General features: G+C 59.4%; 19 protein-coding genes and 2 pseudogenes. 9 read left to right on the top strand and 12 right to left on the bottom strand.

The annotated features are described in order from the left end of the window. The 3 genes and pseudogenes from ACYQ6W_RS21645 to ACYQ6W_RS21635 all read left to right on the top strand — a co-directional run. Positions 1 to 145 (top strand): annotated as a pseudogene (locus ACYQ6W_RS21645) (IS3 family transposase); the annotation flags it as partial. A 158-nt stretch (positions 146 to 303) separates the two neighbouring features. Next, the gene (locus ACYQ6W_RS21640; RefSeq protein WP_459678253.1) at positions 304 to 1,218 is read left to right on the top strand and encodes an amidohydrolase family protein; all 915 of its coding nucleotides are present in this window, start codon (positions 304 to 306) and stop codon (positions 1,216 to 1,218) included. Positions 1,219 to 1,411: 193 nt separating this feature from the next. Next, positions 1,412 to 2,254 carry a sugar phosphate isomerase/epimerase family protein gene (locus ACYQ6W_RS21635; protein WP_459678250.1) on the top strand — a complete coding sequence of 281 codons (843 nt, stop codon included), beginning with the start codon at positions 1,412 to 1,414 and terminating at the stop codon, positions 2,252 to 2,254. On the opposite strand, the gene ACYQ6W_RS21630 is transcribed toward ACYQ6W_RS21635, so the two are convergent. The 11 genes from ACYQ6W_RS21630 to ACYQ6W_RS21580 form a co-directional block, all read right to left on the bottom strand. Next, a complete protein-coding gene (locus ACYQ6W_RS21630; protein ID WP_459678249.1) occupies positions 2,240 to 3,127 on the bottom strand; it encodes an N-acyl homoserine lactonase family protein in 888 nt (295 codons plus the stop codon). The genes ACYQ6W_RS21635 and ACYQ6W_RS21630 overlap by 15 nt on opposite strands. Before the next feature lie 21 nt (positions 3,128 to 3,148). After that, positions 3,149 to 3,577 (bottom strand): hypothetical protein, encoded by a 429-nt coding sequence (locus ACYQ6W_RS21625; RefSeq protein ID WP_459678248.1) that lies wholly within the window; start codon positions 3,575 to 3,577, stop codon positions 3,149 to 3,151. A gap of 84 nt (positions 3,578 to 3,661) precedes the next feature. After that, positions 3,662 to 4,660 (bottom strand): substrate-binding domain-containing protein, encoded by a 999-nt coding sequence (locus ACYQ6W_RS21620; protein WP_459678247.1) that lies wholly within the window; start codon positions 4,658 to 4,660, stop codon positions 3,662 to 3,664. 60 nt (positions 4,661 to 4,720) lie between these two features. Beyond that, a complete protein-coding gene (locus ACYQ6W_RS21615; protein WP_459678245.1) occupies positions 4,721 to 5,746 on the bottom strand; it encodes an ABC transporter permease in 1,026 nt (341 codons plus the stop codon). Beyond that, positions 5,743 to 7,221 carry an ATP-binding cassette domain-containing protein gene (locus ACYQ6W_RS21610; protein WP_459678243.1) on the bottom strand — a complete coding sequence of 493 codons (1,479 nt, stop codon included), beginning with the start codon at positions 7,219 to 7,221 and terminating at the stop codon, positions 5,743 to 5,745. The genes ACYQ6W_RS21615 and ACYQ6W_RS21610 overlap by 4 nt, the downstream gene beginning before the upstream one ends. Before the next feature lie 76 nt (positions 7,222 to 7,297). Continuing rightward, positions 7,298 to 9,181, bottom strand: coding sequence for a TRAP transporter large permease (locus ACYQ6W_RS21605; RefSeq protein ID WP_459678242.1), 1,884 nt, complete (start codon positions 9,179 to 9,181; stop codon positions 7,298 to 7,300). Further along, a complete protein-coding gene (locus ACYQ6W_RS21600) occupies positions 9,178 to 10,209 on the bottom strand; it encodes a TRAP transporter substrate-binding protein (protein ID WP_459678240.1) in 1,032 nt (343 codons plus the stop codon). The genes ACYQ6W_RS21605 and ACYQ6W_RS21600 overlap by 4 nt, the downstream gene beginning before the upstream one ends. A gap of 34 nt (positions 10,210 to 10,243) precedes the next feature. Further along, complete coding sequence (locus ACYQ6W_RS21595) at positions 10,244 to 11,119, bottom strand: NAD(P)-dependent oxidoreductase (RefSeq protein ID WP_459678238.1); 876 nt, start codon at positions 11,117 to 11,119, stop codon at positions 10,244 to 10,246. 84 nt (positions 11,120 to 11,203) lie between these two features. Next, entirely contained in the window at positions 11,204 to 12,196 is a 993-nt protein-coding gene (locus tag ACYQ6W_RS21590) for a transketolase family protein (RefSeq protein WP_459678236.1), read from the bottom strand. Then, positions 12,193 to 13,041: a transketolase gene (locus ACYQ6W_RS21585; protein WP_459678233.1), complete on the bottom strand. Its 849-nt coding sequence runs from the start codon at positions 13,039 to 13,041 to the stop codon at positions 12,193 to 12,195. Before ACYQ6W_RS21585 ends, ACYQ6W_RS21590 begins: the two co-directional genes overlap by 4 nt. Next, positions 13,034 to 13,786 carry an SDR family NAD(P)-dependent oxidoreductase gene (locus ACYQ6W_RS21580; protein ID WP_459678232.1) on the bottom strand — a complete coding sequence of 251 codons (753 nt, stop codon included), beginning with the start codon at positions 13,784 to 13,786 and terminating at the stop codon, positions 13,034 to 13,036. Before ACYQ6W_RS21580 ends, ACYQ6W_RS21585 begins: the two co-directional genes overlap by 8 nt. A gap of 102 nt (positions 13,787 to 13,888) precedes the next feature. Here ACYQ6W_RS21580 and ACYQ6W_RS21575 point away from each other — a divergent pair, with 102 nt between their 5' ends. The 6 genes and pseudogenes from ACYQ6W_RS21575 (at position 13,889) to ACYQ6W_RS21550 (ending at position 22,178) form a co-directional block, all read left to right on the top strand. After that, positions 13,889 to 14,803 carry a LysR substrate-binding domain-containing protein gene (locus ACYQ6W_RS21575; protein ID WP_459678229.1) on the top strand — a complete coding sequence of 305 codons (915 nt, stop codon included), beginning with the start codon at positions 13,889 to 13,891 and terminating at the stop codon, positions 14,801 to 14,803. A gap of 144 nt (positions 14,804 to 14,947) precedes the next feature. After that, the gene (locus ACYQ6W_RS21570; protein WP_459678228.1) at positions 14,948 to 15,958 is read left to right on the top strand and encodes an IS30 family transposase; all 1,011 of its coding nucleotides are present in this window, start codon (positions 14,948 to 14,950) and stop codon (positions 15,956 to 15,958) included. 121 nt (positions 15,959 to 16,079) lie between these two features. Next, the gene (locus tag ACYQ6W_RS21565) at positions 16,080 to 16,442 is read left to right on the top strand and encodes a helix-turn-helix domain-containing protein (RefSeq protein ID WP_459678226.1); all 363 of its coding nucleotides are present in this window, start codon (positions 16,080 to 16,082) and stop codon (positions 16,440 to 16,442) included. After that, positions 16,349 to 17,254: pseudogene (locus tag ACYQ6W_RS21560) on the top strand (ISNCY family transposase); the annotation flags it as partial. The gene ACYQ6W_RS21565 and the pseudogene ACYQ6W_RS21560, both read left to right, overlap by 94 nt. Positions 17,255 to 18,028: 774 nt before the next feature. After that, positions 18,029 to 19,591 (top strand): esterase/lipase family protein, encoded by a 1,563-nt coding sequence (locus ACYQ6W_RS21555; RefSeq protein ID WP_459678223.1) that lies wholly within the window; start codon positions 18,029 to 18,031, stop codon positions 19,589 to 19,591. Then, positions 19,518 to 22,178 carry an AAA-like domain-containing protein gene (locus ACYQ6W_RS21550; protein WP_459678222.1) on the top strand — a complete coding sequence of 887 codons (2,661 nt, stop codon included), beginning with the start codon at positions 19,518 to 19,520 and terminating at the stop codon, positions 22,176 to 22,178. The genes ACYQ6W_RS21555 and ACYQ6W_RS21550 overlap by 74 nt, the downstream gene beginning before the upstream one ends. A 220-nt stretch (positions 22,179 to 22,398) precedes the next feature. On the opposite strand, the gene ACYQ6W_RS21545 is transcribed toward ACYQ6W_RS21550, so the two are convergent. After that, positions 22,399 to 22,578, bottom strand: a 180-nt coding sequence (locus tag ACYQ6W_RS21545) for a hypothetical protein (RefSeq protein ID WP_459678221.1), incomplete at its 5' end; no start/stop codon positions are given.

The following is a 22,578-nucleotide window of genomic DNA, read 5'->3' as shown; positions in this document are numbered from 1 at the left end:
CGCCGATGCCGTCGAATTCGCGACCCTGGAATGGGTGGACTGGTTCAATCACCGCCGCATCCTGGAGCCCATCGGAAATATCCCGCCCGCCGAGACCGAAGCACGCTACTATGCCAGCCTTGAGGCCATGTCCTTAGCCGCGTAACTTAAACCAAATGGCCTCCGGGAAACCCGGTGCGGTTCACTTGGCGGCCTACAGAATGGCCTCACCTTGATGAACGTCGCCTCCTTTTGGCAATATGTGGCGTCCGGCACTGTCGTAATCTTCGCGGTCTACATTGATCGCCTGGCGCGCCCGCGCCGATGAAGCTCTCCCTTGTCGATGCGCACCATCACTTTCAGGACCTGGCGCGCTTTGACTATCCGTGGCTGATGGACAGAAGTCGACCGCCACCCCTCGAAGGGGATCTTGAGCCGATCCGGCGGAGCTACCTGCCGGATGACTACGCCCTCGACACGACTGGCACCGACATCCTCGCGACGGTGCATATCGAGAATGGCTGGAACAGGCGTGATCCGGTGGGTGAAACCCGCTGGCTACAAAGTCTCGCTGGCAACGCGCCCCGGCTGGGTGCGATCGTCGCTTATGCCGATCTTGCGGCACCGAACATCGAAGCGATCCTAGAGGCGCATCTCACAGCAAGCCCTCTTGTGCGTGGAATTCGCCAAGTTCTCAATTGGCACGAGACGCCAGCCTTGCGTGTTGCCACCTCCCCCGGTCTCATGGAAGAACCACGCTGGCGCGAGGGTTTCCGATTGCTCCGCCGTCATGGCTTGAGTTTCGACTTGCAGCTCTACTGGCCGCAGATGGAGCAAGCCATCACCCTGGCCAAAACCTTTCCTGATACGCCCATCGTTCTCAATCATCTCGGCATGCCGATCGACCGCAAGCCCGAGGCCTTGCAGACCTGGCGCGCGGCGTTACGCCGACTGGCGGCCGCACCGAACCTTTGTGTGAAGCTATCCGGCTTCGGTCTCGGCGCGCCCGGCTGGCACCGCACCTCGGTTCTGCCGCTGCTGGAGACAGCCCTTTCCGCTTTCGGGGCCGACCGGTGCATGGTCGGGACAAATCTTCCCGTGGACAGCCTTTTCGCGCGCCCGACTGCCATCTTCGATACAATCGGTGCCTTCGTGGCGCCGCTGTCTGAGACAGAGCGAGAGGCCGTGCTTATAGGGACCGCCATGCGCGTTTACCGCATCAGGCCCACGCTCGATTGAGCGCGCGCACCTTGAGCGGAAGGCCATCATCAACGTTCATATAAGATAAGAGAACCACAAGAACCGAACCACCCCTTTGAACTAATATTTCGATATTCTTCATAATTCTGGTTCATAAGAAGCGGGGGTCGAAGAATGCCTTGGCAAACAAGGTCGATTGACAACTCCTAGGCAATAAGAATACCAGCAGAATATGCTCCGAATTCTTTCTGTCTCTCTTGCTGCGTATGATGGGATACCTCTCGAGCAGGCGCTCGATCATCTTGCAGGGATGGGTGTGCGGTGGATCGAACCCGCTTTCATCGTGGGGTATACGGAACCCTTCGATCAGAGGGCTTTCACGACGGCGCAGGCCGCCGCATGGCGGCAGAAACTGGCGGAGCGCGGTCTGTCATGTCATGCGATGTCAGCGCATATCGACTTGGGTCTTCCCGAAGCTGTGGATCTTTTCAAACCGCGCATGGAGTTTGCGCGTAGCCTCGGCGCCCGGATCATCAACACGAATGCAAGCCTCGCGACGCGGGAGGGGCAGTTCCTCCGCAACATCGAGGCATTGGCGCATTATGGCGAAGCCATAGGTCTCACTATTGGCCTCGAAAACCCGGGCAATGGTGAGGAGAATCTCTTCAACGGGGCGGAGGATGGGATCGATCTGCTCCGGCGATTGAGCTTGCCCGCTCTCGGGCTCAACTTCGATGCGGCCAATCTCGCGTCCCATCGGCCTACGATTGATACAACATTCGATACGCTGCGGGCCCTGCCCGCCTGCATTCACTATCACATCAAGGATGTGATCCGATCGGAGGCCGGATGGCGGTTTACCCCGATCGGGGAGGGGGAGATCGACAATCCGTCCATCTTGTCCACCATTGCCACCATGCCAGACCTGCCGGTCTCTCTGGAACTTCCCTTGAGGCTCGGCAGAGACGCGGCTGCGCAGCCGGTGCGGGCGCCACAACCGCTGCCCTTGCCACAGATAGACGAGGCAATCATGCGGAGCCTCACCTATATCCGCGCGCGCCTAACCGATACGTGAAGGCTCGCCGTCAGCCAGGCAGATTTCGGATAGGCGCAGACCGCTTTCACGTTCATGGGACGGAAAGCGATCCACAAGACGCCGCTCGTGAACCGGGATCACCCGCTGCAGTTCCTGGTTGGCGGCCATCATGATGTTTTCAGTTGCCAAAACGAGGTTTGTCTGGCTGCCAACGGCGACACCCACCGGCACATACATCTGCTCGACACCGATCACCGAGCCGTTACCCTCGATATTCTCATAGACATAGATGAGATCACCCGCGAGAACCCATGGATCGGCGGACTGCGTCCGACCGTCATTGCGAACCACGACATATTGCGAGCCGAAGGTGTGCGTATCCGGGGCCGCGCGCAGGTCGATACCGTGAAGAACATCCTCACGGTCGCCGTCGACGAGCGTGAGCCGGCCCTGTTGCGCCAGGGCGGTGCAGGCCAACACATCCGCCGGGTCAGTGGCAATGGAAACGAAACTCAGACGCGCGGGCTGCGAGAGCGCCCAAATGGCGCGGGTGAGTTCGCGCTCCTGAATATAGACATGCGCATTGGGAAAATCGCCGAGATTGCCCATGTGGTCGAAATGGGCATGGGTCACGAAGATCGTGTCCACTTCTTCGGGGGTGATGCCGATCTGTCCCAACACTTCTCGCGGGGAATGCCAGGCTTCCACACCGAACCGATCGGCCAGAACCTTGCCGTATTCCTTTTGGTTGTAGCCCACGTCCACCATCATCACCCGGCCCTGGCCTTTGATGACGACATAGGCATAGGGCAGCTTGAGGTAGCCCTGGTTATGCGCACCATAGAGCACGCCGCTTACATTGTAGTTGCGGACGAAAGCATATTCGAGAACCCAGATCGAGTAGAGCGACACGGGTTGATCCTCCCTTGGTCTTCAGGTGATGGAATTCGCCTGCAACCCATGCCCGCCACAGCAACAGGCATGAGAAAGGCCGACCATGACGAAGCCGTTCCTTTCATCAGCGAGAGCGCCGAGGATGGTCCGCGCTTCCTGTAGCCGTCGCACAGCCTGTGCGCGGGCGTCGCGCGCATCGGGCCTGTGGCGAAGGGCATCGAGCAAGGTTGCCTGCGTCATGATGGTCATCGCCGCCCGGATGGATCGGGCGGCGCGTTCCATGGCGTGCTGACTGAACACCATGCCGGGGGTGTTGGACCGGATTTCCGCCAGCACTTCCTCAACTGTCGTAAGGTCTTGGCCGAGACTGGCCAGGCTGACGGCGATGCCATCCTGCGTTTCCGAACGCCGCGAGTCTGCGAGCAATAGCAAGCCCGCCATCTGCGCGAGTAGGCGCCGCAGCGTCATGTAGTGCGGTGCCAAGACCGCCCTGAGGATCAGGGCGGCTTCGCCATCATGGACGGGACATGGCTCCTGCATGCCGCGGCAGGCTCAGAAGGCGCCGGCCGAGGGCGGATAAACGCGCTTGATGGTGGCCTGCGCCTCAGGACTGTCGATCGTCGCGCTCGTCACCAGAGGCTCCGCAAGCGGCAGATCCTTCGTCACTGGCGCACCGGTGAGGGCGTTGTAGACCTGCTGCGTTGCATCAATCCCCTGACCCACGGCTTCCTGCAGGAAGAGGCCCTGGATGGCGCCATCGCGCAGCAGCTTGATAGTGGTGGGGCTGCCATCGGCGGTGGCAACGCCGACCTTGCCGATGAGGCCGCGGGTCTGCAACGCTTTAGCGGCCCCGGTCGCCGCTTCATCATACATGCCGTAGATCGCCTTGACGTCCGGATGGGCGGTCAGGAGATCATTTGCCTGCTGCACCGCCTCGTTCACGGTGAGCCCGTGCGTCTGGAGGATCTGGACGAGATCGCAGCCATCAGCGGCGAAGGACTCTTTCGCACCCTTCAGATATTTCTGGGCATTCTCGCGGTCGAGCGGAAGAGACAGCATGCCGACCTTGTTGCCGCCGCGTTCCTTCGCGAGCTTACAGACGAAACTCCCCTCGGCTTTTCCGGTCTCGTAGTTATTGGCGGTCACCGAGGAGGTATAGTCGGTCTGGCCTGGCTCCGGGCCGATGCCCGTGAAGGCCACAGGCACCTTGCGCTGCTTCAGCAGGCGAAGCACGGGCGGCGTGCTGCTGGAACTGACCGGGCCGATGACAACGGCGCTGACCCCGCGGGTGAGGGCTGTGCGAATGTTGTTCATCTGGGTACCGGGTGAATTTTCTGACGTGAACTCAACATACTTCATACCCAGCTTGGCTGCCTGGGTCTTCACGCCATAGGCCACCCATTGCCAGTAGGAGATGTTGAGCGACGGGGCGATATAGACCACGGTCATCGGTTCTTCGGCCTGTACCTTCCCCGGGCTAAGCGTGCAGACCAAGTTCGCGAGAAGCGCTGCGGCACCGAGTTTGAGCCACAGCCGGCGGTGTTTTGTCATGGATAAGTTCCTCCTTTGGTTTTTGTTGTTACAAATGATGGACGACGGAAGCCGTCGTATTTACCGTCTTGCCTTGCCGACACGATCGATGAGCACGGCGACGAGAATGACGAGACCCGTGACCGAGCCTTGCCAGAAGGTGTTGATGCCGATCAGGTTCACGCCATTCTGGATCACGGTGATCATGAGCGCGCCGAGGAAGGCGCCGATCGCCGATCCTGTTCCGCCAAAGAGGCTGGCCCCACCGATCACAACGGCGGCGATCGCCTGCAGCATCATCGCGGCACCAGCCGTGCCCTCCGCATTGCTGATATAGGAGACGGTGAGCACGCTCGCGAAGGCCGCAAGCAGGCCAGAGATCACATAGACCGAGAAGCGCACCAGACCGACTGGAATGCCCAGAAGGCGCGCCGCCCCCGGGCTGCTGCCAACCGCGTAAACCCAGCGACCGAAGACCATCCGGCGCAGGCCGAACTCCACCACCACCAGAAGCACGATGCAGAAGAGGACGAAGTTCGGCAGGCGGGGAATGATAAAGCCGCCATTGAGCAACCAATAGCCGGGATCGTTGATGGGCAGTGAGTGGCCATTGGTGACGATGAAGGCGAGGCTGGCGGCGACGGCATAGGTAATCAGCGTCACGACGAAGGGGGCGAGCCCCGCCACCGTCACCAGGAAGCCGTTGATGGCGCCGAAGACGGCCCCCACAAGAAGACCGCATATTGTGGCGATGACGGAGCTGTATCCGTTCGCCATGACGAGGCCGGTGATCATGCCGACGAGGGAGAAGACAGACCCTACCGAGAGATCGATGCCCCCGGTGATCACCACCAGCAACACGCCGATCGCCATGATGATGAGGGGTGCCGTCGCCTGTGCGATATCGGCAAAATTGCCCATCGTCAGCGCGTTGGGAATGAAGAAGCCGAGAACCAGCTCGAGCAGCACGATGGCGGCAGCGATCGCGATTTCCGTGCGATAACTCGCGGCAATTCGGCGCCAGGCGGAGTGCTCGCCGCGGGCGTGTACGGCAACCGGCACCATTGGCTTGGGTGAGGCCATTCTCTGCACTCCTGTCTCGCTCATGCGGCTAATCCTGTCGCGGCGGCGAGGGTGTCCTCGCTCAGATGAGGGTGGCCGAGCAGTGCGCTCGCACGGCCATCGGGCGCGAAGGCTAGAACCTTATGACATAGCTCAATCAGCTCAGTTTGCTCGGATGACCACCAAATGATCGTGGTGCCGCTCTGTGCCATGGCCCGGATGAGGACGTAGATATCTCGCTTGGTGCCGATGTCGACGCCGCGTGTGGGTTCCTCGAGCACGAGGAGCTTGGGCCGGAGATTGAGCCAGCGCGCGAGGATAAGCTTCTGCTGCGTGCCACCACTCAGCGAGGATGGGAGATCGTGAAGCGAGCCGGCCTTGATCTTGAGAGCATTGAGCAGTGCGGCCGCCTCCAGGATTTCATCCTGACGGACCAGGCTGCGCCCTTCGGCAATGCGGCGCGAAACCACGAGATTGTCGAGAATGGGGAGAGCGGCAAGAATGCCGCGATTGCTGCGGTCCCCCGAGACGAAGCCGATCCCCTGGCGCACGGCGTCGCGTGGCGAACGGATACGTTGTGACTGTCCGCCGTGGACAATATCGACGCCACGCATCGGCGCATTGCCGATAAGCTGATTGACCAGAGCTTGCGGGCCACCTGGTGCCCCGGCAAGGCCGAGGATTTCACCGGGGGCGATGTCGACCGCGAGACCGAGCCCCTCGATGCGCAGACTCTTACCGGGCGACGGGCGGAGGGTAGCACTCTCGGCGGTTGATGCCACGGCGGTGTGGGCGCTTGTCTCAGCAGGGGCTGCGGCCTGCTGGCCCATCATCTCGATGATCTCCGCATCGCCAAGCTGGGCGATGGGGGTTCGGCTTACTGCCGCCACACCGTCTCTGATGATCGTGCAAACGTCGGCGACCTGCCGAATCTCCTTCATGCGGTGGGAGACGAAGACCACGGCGATTCGGTTTTGCTGGGCGAGGCGCCGCAGCACGGAGAAGAGACGCTCCGCCTCGCCAGCGGTGAGATTGGTGGTGGGTTCATCCAGCAGCAGGAGGTCTGCGCCTGATTTCAGCGCGCGGGCAATCTCGATCATCTGCCTTTCGTGCAGAGAAAGGGTGCCAACGAGACGGTCCATGGACCTGGCGGCAAAGTCCGCATCGATGAGCGCCAGTGCCTCCGCCGCCGCGCGGCGTGCCGTCTGCCGATTGAAAAGACTTGCGCCCCGCTTGCGATGCGGCAATTCGATGTTCTCGGCAATCGAAAGATGTGGAATGACCGCAAGTTCCTGATGGACGACAGCCAAGCCCCTATCCCGCGCATGTGCCCCGGCGGCCTCGTCCACCGAGAGTCCCCGGTAGCTGAGAGATCCACCATCCCGTTCCAGGATGCCGGCGACGATCTTGAGGAGCGTCGACTTGCCGGCCCCGTTGCCGCCGAGAAAGGCATGCACCTCACCCGGAGCCACTTGGAAATCCATGCCCCGCAGAACCGTCGTGGGACCGAAGTTCTTCATGATGCGCGTGGCATTAAGAAGAAAGGTCCACTCCGTGGATGGTGGTCCTTTTACTTCTTGTGTCATATCGGCAACCTCACGGCAGGAAGCCAGTGGAGAACCAGGGCACTGCGGCGATCAGGGCGAGGCCCACAACGAGCACCGCGAGATAGGGCCAGATGCGCCGCAGGGCTCTGTCAGGTTCTACCTGTCCGATGGTGCAGGCGGTGTAGAAGCCAAGTCCGAAGGGTGGAGCGAAAAGCCCGACACCCATGCTGAGGATAATTACGATCGCATAATGCACTTCGTTCACGCCGGCAGCACTGGCAATGGGGAAGAGTAGCGGTCCGAAAAGGACCATGGCCGGAATGCCTTCCAGCACGCTGCCGAGCACGATGAAGGCGATCACTGAAATGCCGAGGAAACCCCATCGTCCACCGGGCATGGCGGCCATTGCCGCAGCCAGAGACTGAGAGAAGCCCGACTGGGTCAGGGCCCAGGCCATGCCACTCGCCATGCCAATGATGAAGAGAATCGCGCCGGAAAGCGCCGCCGTATCGACCAAGATGGGATAAAGGCGCCGCCAATCGAATTGCCGATAGATCAGCGTGCCCACGACAACCGCATAAGCAACGCCGATAGTCGACACTTCGGTGGCCGTCGCGATCCCGCGCATCACGGCGTAGCGGATGATGACGGGCAGCACGAGCGCCGGCAAGCCATACAGGAAGAGACGAAGCACCTGCGGCAGCGGCGCGCGCGGCACCGGTATGGCCGCATCCGCCCCAAGGCCCGCGCGTCGCCGGGCAAGGATGGCCAGGCAAACGGCCAAGACGATCCCAGGGAGCAGCCCCGCCGTGAACAGCGCCGAGACAGAGAGGCTGGTGACGGAGGCGATGGCAATGAGCACGAGAGAGGGCGGAATGGTTTCCGCCATGGCACCCGACGCCGCGAGGAGAGAGACCATCTCTCCATCATCCATCCCACGCTTGCGCATCTCGGGAAACAGCACGGGAGCGACGGCCGCCATATCGGCCGTCTTTGCACCCGAGATACCCGATACGAGCAACATCGCGCCCAGGAGAACATAGGACAATCCGCCACGGAGATGGCCGACGAGCGAGGACAGGAACAGGACCATCGCCCGCGCCATGCCGGTCATCTCCACCAGTTGGCCGAGCAAGACGAAGAGCGGGACGGCGAGCAAGATCAGGGTGCTCATGCCTTCATCGAGGCGGCCGACGACGATGGAGACCGGCGTCGCGCTCGTGGTCTCCAGGTAGGCGACGGTTGCCAGCCCGAAGACGAAGGCGATCGGCACGCCGGCAAGCACACCAAGGCCGACGATGATCATGAAGAAGACGATGAGGTTCCAGTTGCCGATTGCGGTGAGAGGTGCCGACAAAAGACACAGCAGCACTGCCATCGCGCCCAGGGACAAACAGGAAACGGCAAGCTCCCCAAACCCACGGCGCGCCACGCGGCAGAGGGCGACCAACACCATCAGGCTGGCGCCGACCGGCAGAGCGGCTGCGCGGACACTGCCGGGCCAGCCGAGAGCCGGTGTTTGGATGAAGCTTTGATCCTGCATATAGTCGATCGACGGGGATACCAGAAGGATCATCAAGAGAGCGGCCGCACAGACGGCAAGAGCTTCGAACCGGCCCTGCCAAGGCTCCGGCAGCCGGGTGACGACCGTTGTGAGCCGCATATGCACGCCGCGCCGCAGCGCGATGACGGCGCCGAACATGGCAAGCCAGAGGAAAACGGTAGAGGCCAGTTCATCGCCCCAGATCAGTGGCGCGTGCAGCACAAAGCGCGCACAGATGCCGACAAGCAGAAGGACCACCTCGGCGAGAACGAGAAGGGCCGCCGCCGTCTCGATGACCGTTCTCAGAATGCAATCCGCAGCCTCTATCCCCCGGATGAGGGTCCGGGGGCGCGCTAGCGTGGGAAGCCGTACCGCAGTCCTGCCGCTCATGTCAGCTTCCCGACACTGTCTTCGAGAAGAGACCAGCCCTGGGCGCCGAATTTGCCCTTCCACATCGTATAGAAATTGGTCTTTTGGAGTGCCGCCCGGAATTCTGCGCGGTCCACAGGGACGATATTCAGTCCCTTGGCGGCAAGCTGTTGCTGCAATGTCTGGCTGAGCTTTGCGACATCCGCCCGCTCCGCCACTCCCGCCTGCGCGAAAGACTTGGCAACGATATCCTGCATCTCTTCAGGCAAAGCGTGCCAAGCGCGCCGATTGCCGAGAATTTGGTAGCCGTCCCACACATGGCTGGTCATGCTCAGATAGGTTTGAACCTCGTAGAGCTTGGTCGTCGCGATGATGGGAAGTGGATTCTCTTGGCCCTCGACAAGCTTGGTCTGCAACGCAGAATAAAGCTCGTTGAAGTTGATCGGTGTCGCGGCAGCGCCGAGAGACTGAAACAGCGAGGTGAGGATGGGCGCCGGCGGCACGCGAATCTTGAAGTCGTGCAGATCCTCAGGCGTGACGATCTTCCGTGTGGACGAGGTGATTTGGCGAAACCCATTATCCCAGATGTTGGAAACGGGGATAAGTCCGGCCTTCACAATTCCGGCGCGAATATAGTCGCCCAGCGCACCGTCCATGGCTTTCCAGACAGCGGGGTAGTCGGCGAAGGCGAAACCCACATTGCCTAGGCCGGACGCCGGCACGAGTGTCGCCAGGATAGATGTGGCAAGATTGAAGAACTGCACCCCTCCGATGCGCACCTGACTTAATAGATCGGTGTCAGAGCCCAGTTGGTTTGCCGGAAAGAGCTTGATGTCCAGCTTGCCGTGAGTGGCTTCTCGAATCTGGTCGATCGCCTGCTGCGCCCGGATGTTGACCGGATGCGTTGGGGCTTGCCCGGTCGCGAGCTTATAGGAGAATTCTGCAGCCCGAGCGGGCCGCGTGAGCGCGGCAACCATCGGCAGGGTCACGCCCGCTTTGATGAAGCGGCGACGCGTCGTGCCCTCCACTGCATTGCTCTTCTGGTTCATGGTTCGTCCTCCGGCTTCTTTTCTTCTGCGACGGTCACGCGCCGTTCAGTGCGGCATAGCTCCTCAAGACCTGGCTGTCGTCGGCTGCTCCCAAGCCTCGGCCTGACGCTGCGAGGAAGAGCTGTAAAGCCAGAGCGGCGAGGGGTGTCGCCGCTTTCGCATGCCGCGCCGTGTCCATCACCAGACCGAGATCCTTGACGAAGATGTCTATGGCGCTGGAAACGGCGGGTTCGCTCTCCAGCATGCGCGGTCCGCGATCCTTCAGCATCCAACTTGAGGCGGCGGATTCCCCGAGGACATCGAGCACTACCGACAGGTCAAGGCCGCAGCTCTTGGCGAGGGAGAAGGCCTCTGCCGCCGCCGCGATATGAACACCGCAGAGCAACTGGTTGATGGTCTTCAGGGTAGCTGCCTGACCCGGCCGTTCTCCCACATGCACGAGCTTATGGGCCAGAACGTTCAGCACCGGGCGAACCATATCCAGATCGCTCCGTGGCGCCGCCGCCATGATCGTCAGCCTCCCCGTCTCGGCACCCGCCGTGCCGCCGGAGACGGGCGCATCGATGAAACGACGGCCCATCCCCGTCACGCGGGCGGCGATGGTCGAAACGGTCGCCGCCGAGCAGGTTGCCATCAGCAGAATGGGGTTGCCCTCCGGCAAGGCCTGCACCACGCCTTCCTCGAAGAGGACCTGCTCCGCCTGGCCTGCATTGACCACCATGAGCATGACCGCATCGGCATCGCGGGCCGCATCCGCCGGCGATCGGGCTGGCTGCGCGCCCAGAGCCGCGGCCGCATCCTGCGCTGCGGGGTGCAGGTCATAGCCGCTCACGATGAAGCCGCCTTCAACCAGGCGTGCAACCATGCGCCGGCCCATGGCGCCAAGCCCGATGAAGGCGATGCGCCTCACCGCGACACCCGCTGGCCTATGTTCTGCATCCTGTCCTTACCTCCCATGCCGGTGCCTTGCCGGCACTTCTGGCCATCTGCTCGGTCAGTCGCTCAGTCTGGCCTTTATCCGGTTTGTCATGGCGGCGGCCGAGATGCCGTAGCGATCATGCAGCGTCGGCAAGGCGCCCGCATCGAGAAAGGCGTCAGGCAAGCCGATGTGGCACCAGGCAGGATGTACACCGCGCTGCATCAGGAGGCTCGCCACGGCTTCACCCAAGCCGCCGATGACGGAATGGTTCTCGGCGAGCACAACAAGCCTGCCAGAGCGCCCGATCTCCCGGAGGATGGCAACCTCATCGAGCGGTTTGATTGTCGGCACATGGAGTACGGCTGCTGAAATTCGGTCCCGTTCGAGAAGCTTGGCTGTCTCAAGCGCCCGCATCGTCATGAACCCGGACGCGATTATCAATACGTCCGTCCCGTCGCGCAGCAGTGCCGCCCGTCCGATTTCAAAACGATAGTCATATTCATCAAGTATCACCGGCACCTGCCCCCGAAGGAGGCGCATGTAGACGGGGCCCTGATGGGCCGCGATAGCCGGAACCGCCTGCTCAATGTCACAAGCGTCACATGGATCGATAATCGTCAGATTGGGCATCGCGCGAAAGATCGCGAGGTCATCGGTGGCTTGATGACTCGGCCCGTAGCCGGTCGTCAGGCCCGGCAGCGCGCAGACGATTTTGACATCAAGATTGTCTTCGGCGATCGCCATACAGATGAAATCATAGGCGCGGCGGGCGGCAAAGACGGCATAGGTCGTCGCGAATGGCGTGAAACCCTCTCGCGCCAAACCCGCCGCGGCCGACATCAGCAGCTGCTCGGCCATGCCCATCTGGTAGTAACGGTCGGGGTGTTCCTTCGCGAAGACGTGCAGATCCGTGTATTTGCCCAGATCGGCCGTGAGCCCGACAATATCGGTGCGACTACGGGCAAGAGCCGCCATCGCATGGCCAAAAGGGGCGGGTCGAGTTTTCTGTCCTTCGGCGGCGAGCGAGGCGATCATCGCGGAGGTCTTGAGACGAACCGGCTGGCTCATGCCCCGGACTCCTCGATAGCGACAAGGGCGCGTGCCCATTCATCGGGTTCGACGCGCAGGAAGTGATTGCGTTCACGCGCTTCGAGAAAGGGCACGCCTTTGGCCATCCGGGTGTCGCAGATGATGACGCGGGGCTGCGCCGCGGCATGGGCGCGCGCTACGTCGAAGGCCGTGCGCAACGCCGGGATGTCGTTGCCGTTGACGCGCTGCACATGCCAGCCAAAAGCCTCAAACTTAGGCACGAGCGGCTCGAAGTTGAGCGTGGCGGTTGAGGGGCCATCGGCCTGCTGGCCGTTCACATCCACCAGTAGGATGAGATTGTCGAGCCGCCAGTGAGCGGCAGACATCGCTGCCTCCCAGGTGGAGCCTTCATCCAGCTCGCCATCCGACATCAGATTGTAGACGAAGCTCTGCGCACTCTTGCGCTTCAGCCCGAGGCACATTCCGACGGCGATACCGAGCCCGTGGCCGAGCGAGCCGCCCGTGATCTCCATTCCCGGCGTATAAGAGGCCATGCCGGACATCGGCAGACGGCTGTCATCCGAGCCATAGGTTTCCAGCTCATCGCGCGGCAGGATGCCGGCTTCGATCAGCGCGGCATAGAGAGCGATGGCATAATGGCCGATGGAAAGCAAAAAGCGGTCCCGGCTTTCCCAATGCGGATCTTCGGCACGGTAGTTGAGCGCATGGAAGTAGGAGACGGCAAGCACATCGGCGATGCCGAGAGCCTGGGCAATGTAACCCTGGCCCTGCACCTCGCCCATGCGAAGCGCAGTGCGGCGGATGTCGCGCGCGAGCGCTGCGAGATCCGTCGCATTCCGCACCAGACCCGCCCGCTCAGCCATGGATCAACATCCCGCCGTTCACGTCGATCGTCGCGCCCGTGATGTAGCTGGAGAGATCGGAGGCGAGAAAAAGAAAGGCACCGGCGACGTCGTCGGCAAGGCCCAGCCGGTTGAGCGGGATTCCCTTGAGGATATCGGCCCGCATCTCATCCGTCAGCTTGCCACCAGTGATATCGGTTTGGATCAGGCCGGGGGTGACGCAATTGACCCGGATTCCGTCTCCGCCGAATTCGCGCGCCATCGCCTTGGCGAGGCCGAGAACACCGGCCTTGGACGCGGAATAATGCGGCCCGCCGAAGATGCCGCCGCCACGCTGAGCCGAAACCGAAGACGTACACATGATGGAGCCCTGGCCCCGCTCGCGCATATGCGGAATGAAGGTCTGACTCAGGTAGAGAACACCCCGAAGATTGACGTCGAGCACAGCATCATAATTCCGGGGCTCGATATCCATGAACTTTAAAGGCTGCGTAATGCCCGCATTGTTGACGAGGATATCGACATGCCCGAAGGCGGCAATCACGGCGCGGGCGGCGGCCTCACAGCTTTCCCGGCTCGTCACATCACAGGCGAAGCCGTGATGACCATGGCCCAGGCTGTTGGCCGCCGCCTCGGATGCCGTCTGGTCGAGATCCAGGATGGCGATGCGCGCGCCTTGCTCGGCCATCTTGCGCGCCGTTGCCAAGCCGATGCCGCGCGGGCTGGCGCCGCCTGATATGACCGCAACTTTTCCAGCGAGTAGCATTCGCCTTTTCCTCCGTCACATTCTTCTTGCTGACGAATTGAGCTTGACTATCGCACCATCACAAGCGCCAAATTTGCACCAAATGATGAACTGAGTTCACCGATGTCGTCCAAGACCCTTCCCCTACAGTCGCTTCGGGCCTTTGAAGCCGCCGCGCGTACTGGCTCCTTCCGGGCAGCCGCAACCGCCCTCGGCTTGACGCCGAGCGCCGTCAGCCACGCCGTTCGTGGCTTGGAGAAGCTGCTCGGTGCGAGCCTCTTTGCGCGCGTCGGCCGCCGGGTCGAACTCACGCCTGCCGGCGAAACACTCATCGGCTATGTGGAGCGTGGCTTCGATGAACTGCGGATGGGTTTGGAAGGCGTCGCTGCCCGCGATTCGGACAGGCCCGTGCTGCGCCTCCACTGTGCGCCGAGCTTCGCGGCGCAATGGCTCGTACCCCGGCTGCCGCAGCTTCTGGCCCAACGAGAAGGCCTCGAGGTGCGCATTGCTGCCGGCATCGACTATTCCCGCTTCATTACCGGGGAGTTCGACGCGGACATTCTCTACGGCCGACCGCCCGCAGAGTTTTACGGCACGCCAGGGCATGAGGGGGTAGACATCATGCCGCTCTCTGAGGAGCGCATCACGCCGCTTTGCTCACCCCAGATGGCGGCATCCATCGCGACACCATCGGATCTCCTCTCGCACCGCCTGATCGACAGCGAGAATAAGAAGGTGCGATGGCGGGACTGGTTCGAGACAAATGGCATGGTGGCACCCGTGCCGCGCGGTTCTCGCTTCGACCGTAGCTTCATCGCGATCAGTGCGGCGGCAGACGGTCTGGGCGTGACCCTTGAGTCAACGCTTCTCGCGGAGCGGGAACTGCGAACCGGTCGTCTCGTTTGCCCGCTTCAAGGGAAATTCCAAGACATTACCTATGTCGGCCACTTCTTAGCGTTTCCGCGCAGCCAGTTGAGACAACGGCCCTTTCGCTTATTTCACGACTGGCTGCGGCAGGAATTGCACATCGACACCTAGGCGCGCGTCGAAGAGCGCAACGACGCGCATCATTTTTAACATAATGCAACTTCTGCGATGTTTGTGTGTAAGCGGGGTGGATTCCATTCTGAAGTGCGAAATTTGTGGCTTATCAGTCACTTCGTACTTGGGAGGCCCGCCCCGATGGGAACCGTTTATAGCCACCTCACGCTGGATGACCGCCGGATCGTATTTCGGCTCAGAGAAGCCAAGCTCGGGATCTCGGCCATTGCGTCGAGATTAGGTTTCCACCCATCGACGATCTATCGAGAGTTGCGGCGCAATTGGCACAAGGACATCGAGACGCCCAAAATCAGCGGCTATTATCCGACCGTCGCTCATGATTTGGCTGCGGGGCGCCGGCATCGCCTCGGCAAGCTACAACGAGACGACAGGCTGACGGCCAGCATCGTCGCGCGTTTGCGGGATGCCTGGTCACCAGAGCAGATCGCGGGACGACTGCGCCAGGAAAACAGCTCTTTGGGGAGAGTCTGTCACGAGACGATTTATCAATACGTCTACGGGCCAGCGGGGCGCGCCGATGCCTTGTATCGCCTTCTTCCCTCTCGTCGCCGCCGCCGCCGGGTCCGCTATGCGAGAAAGCCAAGACAATTGAATATCCCTGAGGAAAACACGATCAAATACCGCCCTGCCGAGATCGCCGCACGGCTAAATTGCGGCCACTGGGAATGCGACTTGGTCGGCTTTCGCCTTGAATTCGGCAAGCACAAACTAACCACCCTGGTCGAACGCGCGAGTCGCTATCTGGTCCTGGCCAGCAATCCCAGCCGGCACTCAGCGGGTGTCATGAATGGTATCGCCCATGGTCTTGCACCCTTCCCGCCTGCCCTGCGGCAGTCCGTGACGTTCGATCGCGGGAGCGAATTCGCATCTTACATGACGCTCGGTCAGCAAATGGGCATGAAAAGCTATTTCTGCGCGCCACAAGCGCCCTGGCAGAAGGGCACGGTCGAGAATACCAACGGGCGGCTCCGGCGGTTCCTGCCCTTGGATACCGACCTGGCCCGGAGAACAGCGGAAGATCTCGCGGCCCTTGCCCACCGCATGAACACGACACCCCGCAAATGCCTCGATTTCAAGACACCGGCTGAAGTCTTCGAGGCATTCGTGACAAATGCGCCGGACGCGCCCTAGATACGAGCCGCTGTCGCACTTCGCCTGGAACTCACACGCCCGATAGAATTGTCCGCATTGAGCCGGATAGAAATGTCCTTCTTCCCCCTTGAGATCGGTCCGGTTCCATCAGGGGGTTGGCATGGGTTTGGTGCTGATGAACGAACGCGAGCTGCATCGTGTTGGCGTTCTGGCTGAGATCCGGTCTGGCGATCGGACGGTGGCCTCCGGAGCCGCACTGCTGGGGCTGACGGCACAGCATGTTCGACGGCTTGTTGAGCGGTATGCCCAATCTGGCGCGTCCGGACTGGTGCATGGTGCGCGTGGGCGCCCGTCGAACCGACGTCGCGCGGCAGCCGAGCGTGAGCAGGTTCTGGCGCTGCTACAGGCTCATTACCTGGCTACGGCCCGACATTGGCATCGGAGGCGCTCGAGGCGCGTCATGGGCTCCATGTGCCGCGCGAGACGCTCCGCAATTGGATGCGGGAAGCCGGTCTGTGGCTGACCCGGGCGCAGCGACGGCGCTTTCATCAGCTGCGGCCACGGCGGGAGCATTTCGGCGAGCTGGTGCAGATCGACGGATCGGAGCATCGCTGGTTCGGGCCGGATCATCCCGCCTGCACGCTGCTGGTTTTCATCGACGATGCGACGGGACGTCTGATGCAGCTACAGTTCGAGAGCACGCAGAGCTATTTCGGGGCGCTTGAAGGATATCTGACCCGGCACGGCTGCCCTGTTGCCTTCTATTCGGACAAGCACACGGTGTTCCGGATCGCCAAACCGGATGCGGTTGGCGGTCAAGGCATGACGCAGTTTGGCCGCGCCTTGGCAGAGCTGAACCTCGAGATCCTCTGTGCCAACTCATCCCAAGCCAAAGGCCGGGTCGAACGGGCGAACCGCACGCTGCAGGACCGCCTGGTCAAGGAGCTGCAACTCGAGCGGATCACGACGATCGCGGCTGCCAATGCGTATCTGCCGGGTTTCATGGAGCGCTTCAATGGGCGGTTCGCACGGCCCCTTGCCCGGCCTGGTGATTTGCATCGGCCCCTCAAGATCACCCTGTCTCGGCTGAACGACATTCTGTGCCGCCGGGAGATGCGGCATGTTGGTCACCAGCTTCATCTCTCCTGGCATCGCACGTTGCTGATCCTGGAGCGCAGCGCCCTGACTGAAGGACTGGCTGGGAAATACGTTGAGGTTTTGATTTTGGTGATGGCCGGGTCGAGTTGCGCTGGCAGGGCCTCTCATTGCCCTACCGCGTCTTCGAGAAAGATCAGCGCGAGATCCATGCCTCCGTGGTGGAGAACAAGCGGCTGACGGAGGCCCTGGCAATGGCGAGAGCGCTGCAGGACAAGCGGCTGCCGGCGCCCAAGGTCAAAACGAGCAGCGAGAAGGGAGGCTATGTGCCGACCGGCCGGAAGCCCGGCCGCGGACCGGACTCCCCCTACAGGCGACCTCCCAGCCCTGCCCCTTCCCCGGAAGCCGAGGCTTTCGCAGTTTTGGGCCAGACTTCACCTCCGGCTCGTCAAGATCCAAAACTGCGAAGCGGACGTTTCTAATCGCTGACAACACATCGCTCATTGTCATGTCCCCCGTGCAGGTTTCCCGAGGCGTGGAGAATCGACCGCTTGCTCTAAACTTGCAACCGTATCCATTGAAATCGAGTGATATTTAGCCGCCCACGAAAGATCTAACGCGCTTGTACCATCAACTGTCCGACCTGCTAAGGGCATAGCCTTTCAGGCTGTCAACGTCCAAAGCAATCGTTTACCCAGCCGTCATATCTCCCCCAGCTAAGGATGTCCCAAGTCACAGGCAGGTGGCTCCCGAATCAAGCTGTCGGCATGCTCTCTGTGCATATCAGTCCCTCGGCTGAACCGGCGGCTTCTCCCTCGACTACCCAACATTTCACGCTCCGCCTATCTTCGCCCGATACATGCTCTGCTTGCGCACAAACATACCTTCCGGCGCTATAGGTGCTTGCGAAGCCTGGGATTTCCAGCAGAATACGGCGTTTTCGGCGCTTTGAGTTTGGGCGCTGCTGCTAAATCGGAACTTCTCGGGGACCTTGGACAATGTTCGGAAACGTCTGTGAGTAAGCTATTCCAAAGCTCGCTCCCGCAAACCGCGTCTAAAGTCTTTGGCGTAGAAACTAACCCGGATGCCAAGGCGATTGTGTTCGTACATGGGCTAGGGTCCACGGCGGAGGCGAGTTGGACCAAACTTATAGCTCTCTGTCGCACGGATCCCTATTTCAACGCGTTCTCTCTCGACGTCTTTCGTTACCGGACGGGTTTGTTCCGGCTCCTCCCCTTCGGAAGAAAAATGGCCCGGATTCAGGAACTGGCTGGAGCACTAGCGACTGAGCTTGAGGACCGTCATGGCGGATGCCCAGATCTGACCATTGTGGCTCACAGCCTTGGTGGATTGATTGCACGACGCTACATCTTGGACCAACTGCGGCAAAGAAAGCGACCACTTGCCAAACGGCTGATACTCTATGCGGTTCCGAACCACGGAGCCTCTATAGCTGATGTTGGAAGTATATTTTCTTGGCGTCATTATCATTTACGACAGCTAGGCTTCCACTCCGACTTGATCGAACAAATTAACGACGACTGGAGCCACCTGGAAGCCGAAAACGCTCTCGACGTGCGCTACGTTATCGGAGCAATAGATAATATAGTTTCGCCTCAAAGCGCGAGGGGGCAGGCTGCGCCGGCAAATGTGAGCATTATCGCAATGGGCGATCATAGCAGCATCATTCAAGCCGACTCGTTGCAAGACATACGATATACAGTTATGAAACATTTCATATCAGGAACCCGCGATCAAAAGCTTGCCGCGCCGCATATATCCACGTTACCGGGGGATCCTCTATTTGACATTTATCGCGTTGAGGATGAACCTTTTTATATTGAGCGAAGTATAGATCGCAATGTCACTTCCATTATATCACATTCTAACCTCTGGCTCACTGGTACTAGCGGAATGGGGAAGACCTCCGCAGTTCGAAGAGGAGCCATACTGAGCGGAGCCCAACTGATCCATCTACTTTTGGCGAGCTATGAAGACCGGTCTCCTGCTTCATTGCTAAAAGCCATTTCCGTCGAGTTAGCCGACCATTGTGCATTTGATGCCCCTCATGTCCCTACCAACAGCTCTGATGCCATATCCCTCGTGAGGGCTAGCATAAGATCGAGCAAGGGCCATGAGCCGCTCGTCATCCTGATCGAAGAGATCCCTATCACCAAGGATACGGATTATCTCGAATTCCTCGATTTAATCCACAACCTTATGTTGGTTTTGGGGACGACGCTCCATATCAATCGTCGAGTTGTATTCGGATTTTCGTCAATAAGAGATCCAAGCTCCCTTATAACGCCGCCCATGGCCAAATTGCGTGAAACGTTGCAATTTGTTCCAGTAGATTTATGGAGCAATAGAGATATTCTACGTCTCATGGAGGTAGTAATGCGAGCTTTACACATAAATCTATCCGCCGACGACAAAATGCGCGTCGTTGCAGAGGCCGGTGGGTCGCCCAGATTTGTAAAGTCACTTTTTAGGCGCTGGCGGAATGGCACCGCGTCCGAGCTTCCGCTCGAAGTATTACTTGCCCAGACAAAGTCCGAGAACTTTCACAATGCCTAAGATGCTCCGTCCGACAACGATTATACCAAGGACGCTTTACGTTGAAAGGGCCGCCGATCGCCAACTTGACGATGCTATAAACGATATGGGCCGCCCTCCATATATTCTTGTGGCACGCCAGATGGGCAAGACCAACCTGCTTATCAATATGAAGTTGACGCGGGAGAGTAAGGGTGAGCTTGTAGTTTATCTTGACCTTTCCAATCGTTATGAAACGGCCCGAAGTTTTTTTCGGCACGTAATAGATATGCTGCTCGAGACCGAGTCCGACGCACTGCGAGACGTCGCTGAGACGATAGTTGCGGAGCGCTCTACACGAGCCGCGGAGGCGAACATTGAATATGACCGGCATCTTAGACGGATACTGACCGCATCGAGGCGCAGCAAGCTGGTGATCGTTTTCGATGAGATCGATTCTCTTCTCGGTGTCCCTTACTCAGATGTCGTACTCGCCCAAGTGCGGAGCATGTATTTTTCGCGTATAAACTACCCGATCTATGACAAGCTTACATACGTTTTGTCGGGGGTTGTTGAGCCAACTGAGCTCATTAAAGATAAGAACATTTCACCGTTCAATATCGGCGAAAAAATCTATCTCGGCGATTTCAATCGGACGGAACTGTCAAATTTTGTTAAGAAAGCGGGTTTGATTCTTTCAAAAGAGGCGGAAGATGCAGTCTTTCACTGGGCTGCCGGCAATCCGAGAATGACGTGGGATATCTGCGCCGCGTTAGAGGACCAAATTGAGAGCGGGCTTAAAGTGGAAGCAGACGCTGTTAGGGAGATTGTTAGCCAGCTTTATCTAACCAGCTTCGACCGCGCCCCAGTGGACCACATACGGTCGCTAGTAGGCTCGGACCCGCAAGTTCGCGATGCGATTGTATCCATTCGATTTGGCAAAGGAGGCACGCTCGATGAGCGCATCCGAAATCGGCTGTATCTCGGTGGCATAACCAATTCCGTGGTGGCGGACGAACTTGCAATTAAGAATCGCATAATTGATGCCGCGCTTTCCGACAGTTGGTTGGCGCAGATAGCTGCCGGTCGTAGAAGCCTTCTAGATGCAGCTTTGGACAGCGCGTCCGCTAGGCGTTTTTCCCATGCCGTCAAACTTTTCGATGAGGCATTGCGGCTTGATATCGAGCTTACTCCGATTCAGCAATTCAATTTTGCCGTTTCTCTGTACCAATCTGGCGACTTCCGGCGATCTATTGAGGTTTTGAACAAGGTTAAGACTGATCCCACCTTGGATACTTTGAAATACGATCTAAGCTTTTATGAAGGCGCCGCGTTCCTCAGTCTTCGTCGCTTCGAGGAAGCCATTCCGATCCTACGGACAGCCAGAGATACCGAAGCTCCCCTTGCCAAGCTTCGATCAGAGATGGCGCTCGCCTCTGCTCTGCTTTTTTCTGGGTCTCCTGAAAATGCTTTGGAGGCCTTGTCTGTCGCCCGGGAGGTTGTTCAAAAGTTGGAAGGTTCGGACAGCACTTCCGGTAGCTCCGAGCTTCTCTCAACAGCCTACTTCAATTTGGCTCAAGCATTGCGGCGCGTTCCAGACGTCGACGCCGCTCGACGTGCGTTGCAAAATGCTCAGGATGTGGCGCCTCTCGCATTTCGGCCTATGATTATTCTTTATCATACATACCTCACTAAGGATGCAGAAGAGCGAGCTCACTACGGTCGAGCGGCTGCCAATCTGATTGTGGATGAGCGCTTAACTCCAACGGACGATGATGACACGGGGCTATCTTTCAATCGTAGAGTATTTGCGCTTGCGTTGGCTTGCGTTTACAGCTCGACCGGCCGGGACATTTTCCTCAGGCTCTTGGACTATGCGTTGTCAGCTCTGCCGAACATTCGAGGAAAGGCATATCTTCTACATGAGCTTTTTTTGGCTGGCCTCCCGGAGGACAAGGCACCTTTTGTAGTGATACTGAATGCCATTGTTGAAAATGGTTGGCTAGAAGAACTAAATGATTTTACGTCTTTGGAGGTGCTACGCCAGCGTGCAATTTATAACAGCGGCGAAGAGAGGTTAGCATGTATCGAGGCATTCTTCGACAAGTGGCTTCTACAAACCGGAGAAGACGCCTTCTCTGTTGCGAACATTCTCTTCGTATTTGAGTATATTTCGCAGGCCAAATTAGGATCGCCGCCGAGACTTGCGGAGCGGGTGTTTGAAAGATTCGCAGCACAGGATACTCATCTGCTGGAGCGATCTCCACTTCTTGCAGCCCTGATTTGGCATCGCGGTATGTCGTTGTATTGGCAGGGGGGCGATCGTTCCCAGGCTGCGCTATTTGCGAGCCGCATCCTGACAGTTGTGCCTTCTGCGAGAGAGGACTCTACCGACGCCAGATTATTAGCTATAGTCTCGCAGATTGAGAATGAAGCGCAGATGGTATTGGAAGAGATTAGAGGCAGGTCACTCACTAAGATCGGCAGAAACGTGATGGTAACCGTCCGCAATGTCGCCGACAGAACGACACGCCGATCGAAGTTCAAATTTGTCCGCGCTGATATTCTTTCTGGCAAGGACGAGCTTGTGTCTATTGATGGACCGCCCTCCAGAAAAGATGCTCAGTGATAGCAGAAAGGGGGCAGATCGGGAGTGTGAAGAGATCTCTCAGGCTGCCCCTTTTTGAAATTTGTTGCGCTCGTGTAGCGCGACGATCTGGATGGAGGAGAGCGGCGATCAAGGTGGATGCTGCGAACCGCTTGGGTGGGATGATTGTCGCTGCAGATTGACGTTGGCAAGAGGTTTGTTTGTCGCGCGTGATTGTCGCTGTTGATTGACGCTGGCAGCGTCAATCAAACGCCGTGGTCTGGTTCCGCGAGCTTTGAGGCGACAGGCCGTGCTTTCCGAGCGAGAGCGCCCCGACGTCGGAAGCTTTGTAGCCATTCGGCGTGGGCCGCAGGCGAAGATGGCTACTCGAATAGGCCGGGGTTTTCACGGCGCATTTCGAGGAGGTTTTTGAGCTCTTCAA

Source organism: Acidisoma sp. 7E03, from assembly GCF_054665075.1.
Note: the sequence above shows the minus strand (reverse complement) of the source record. Positions and strands in the feature narration are given on the sequence as shown.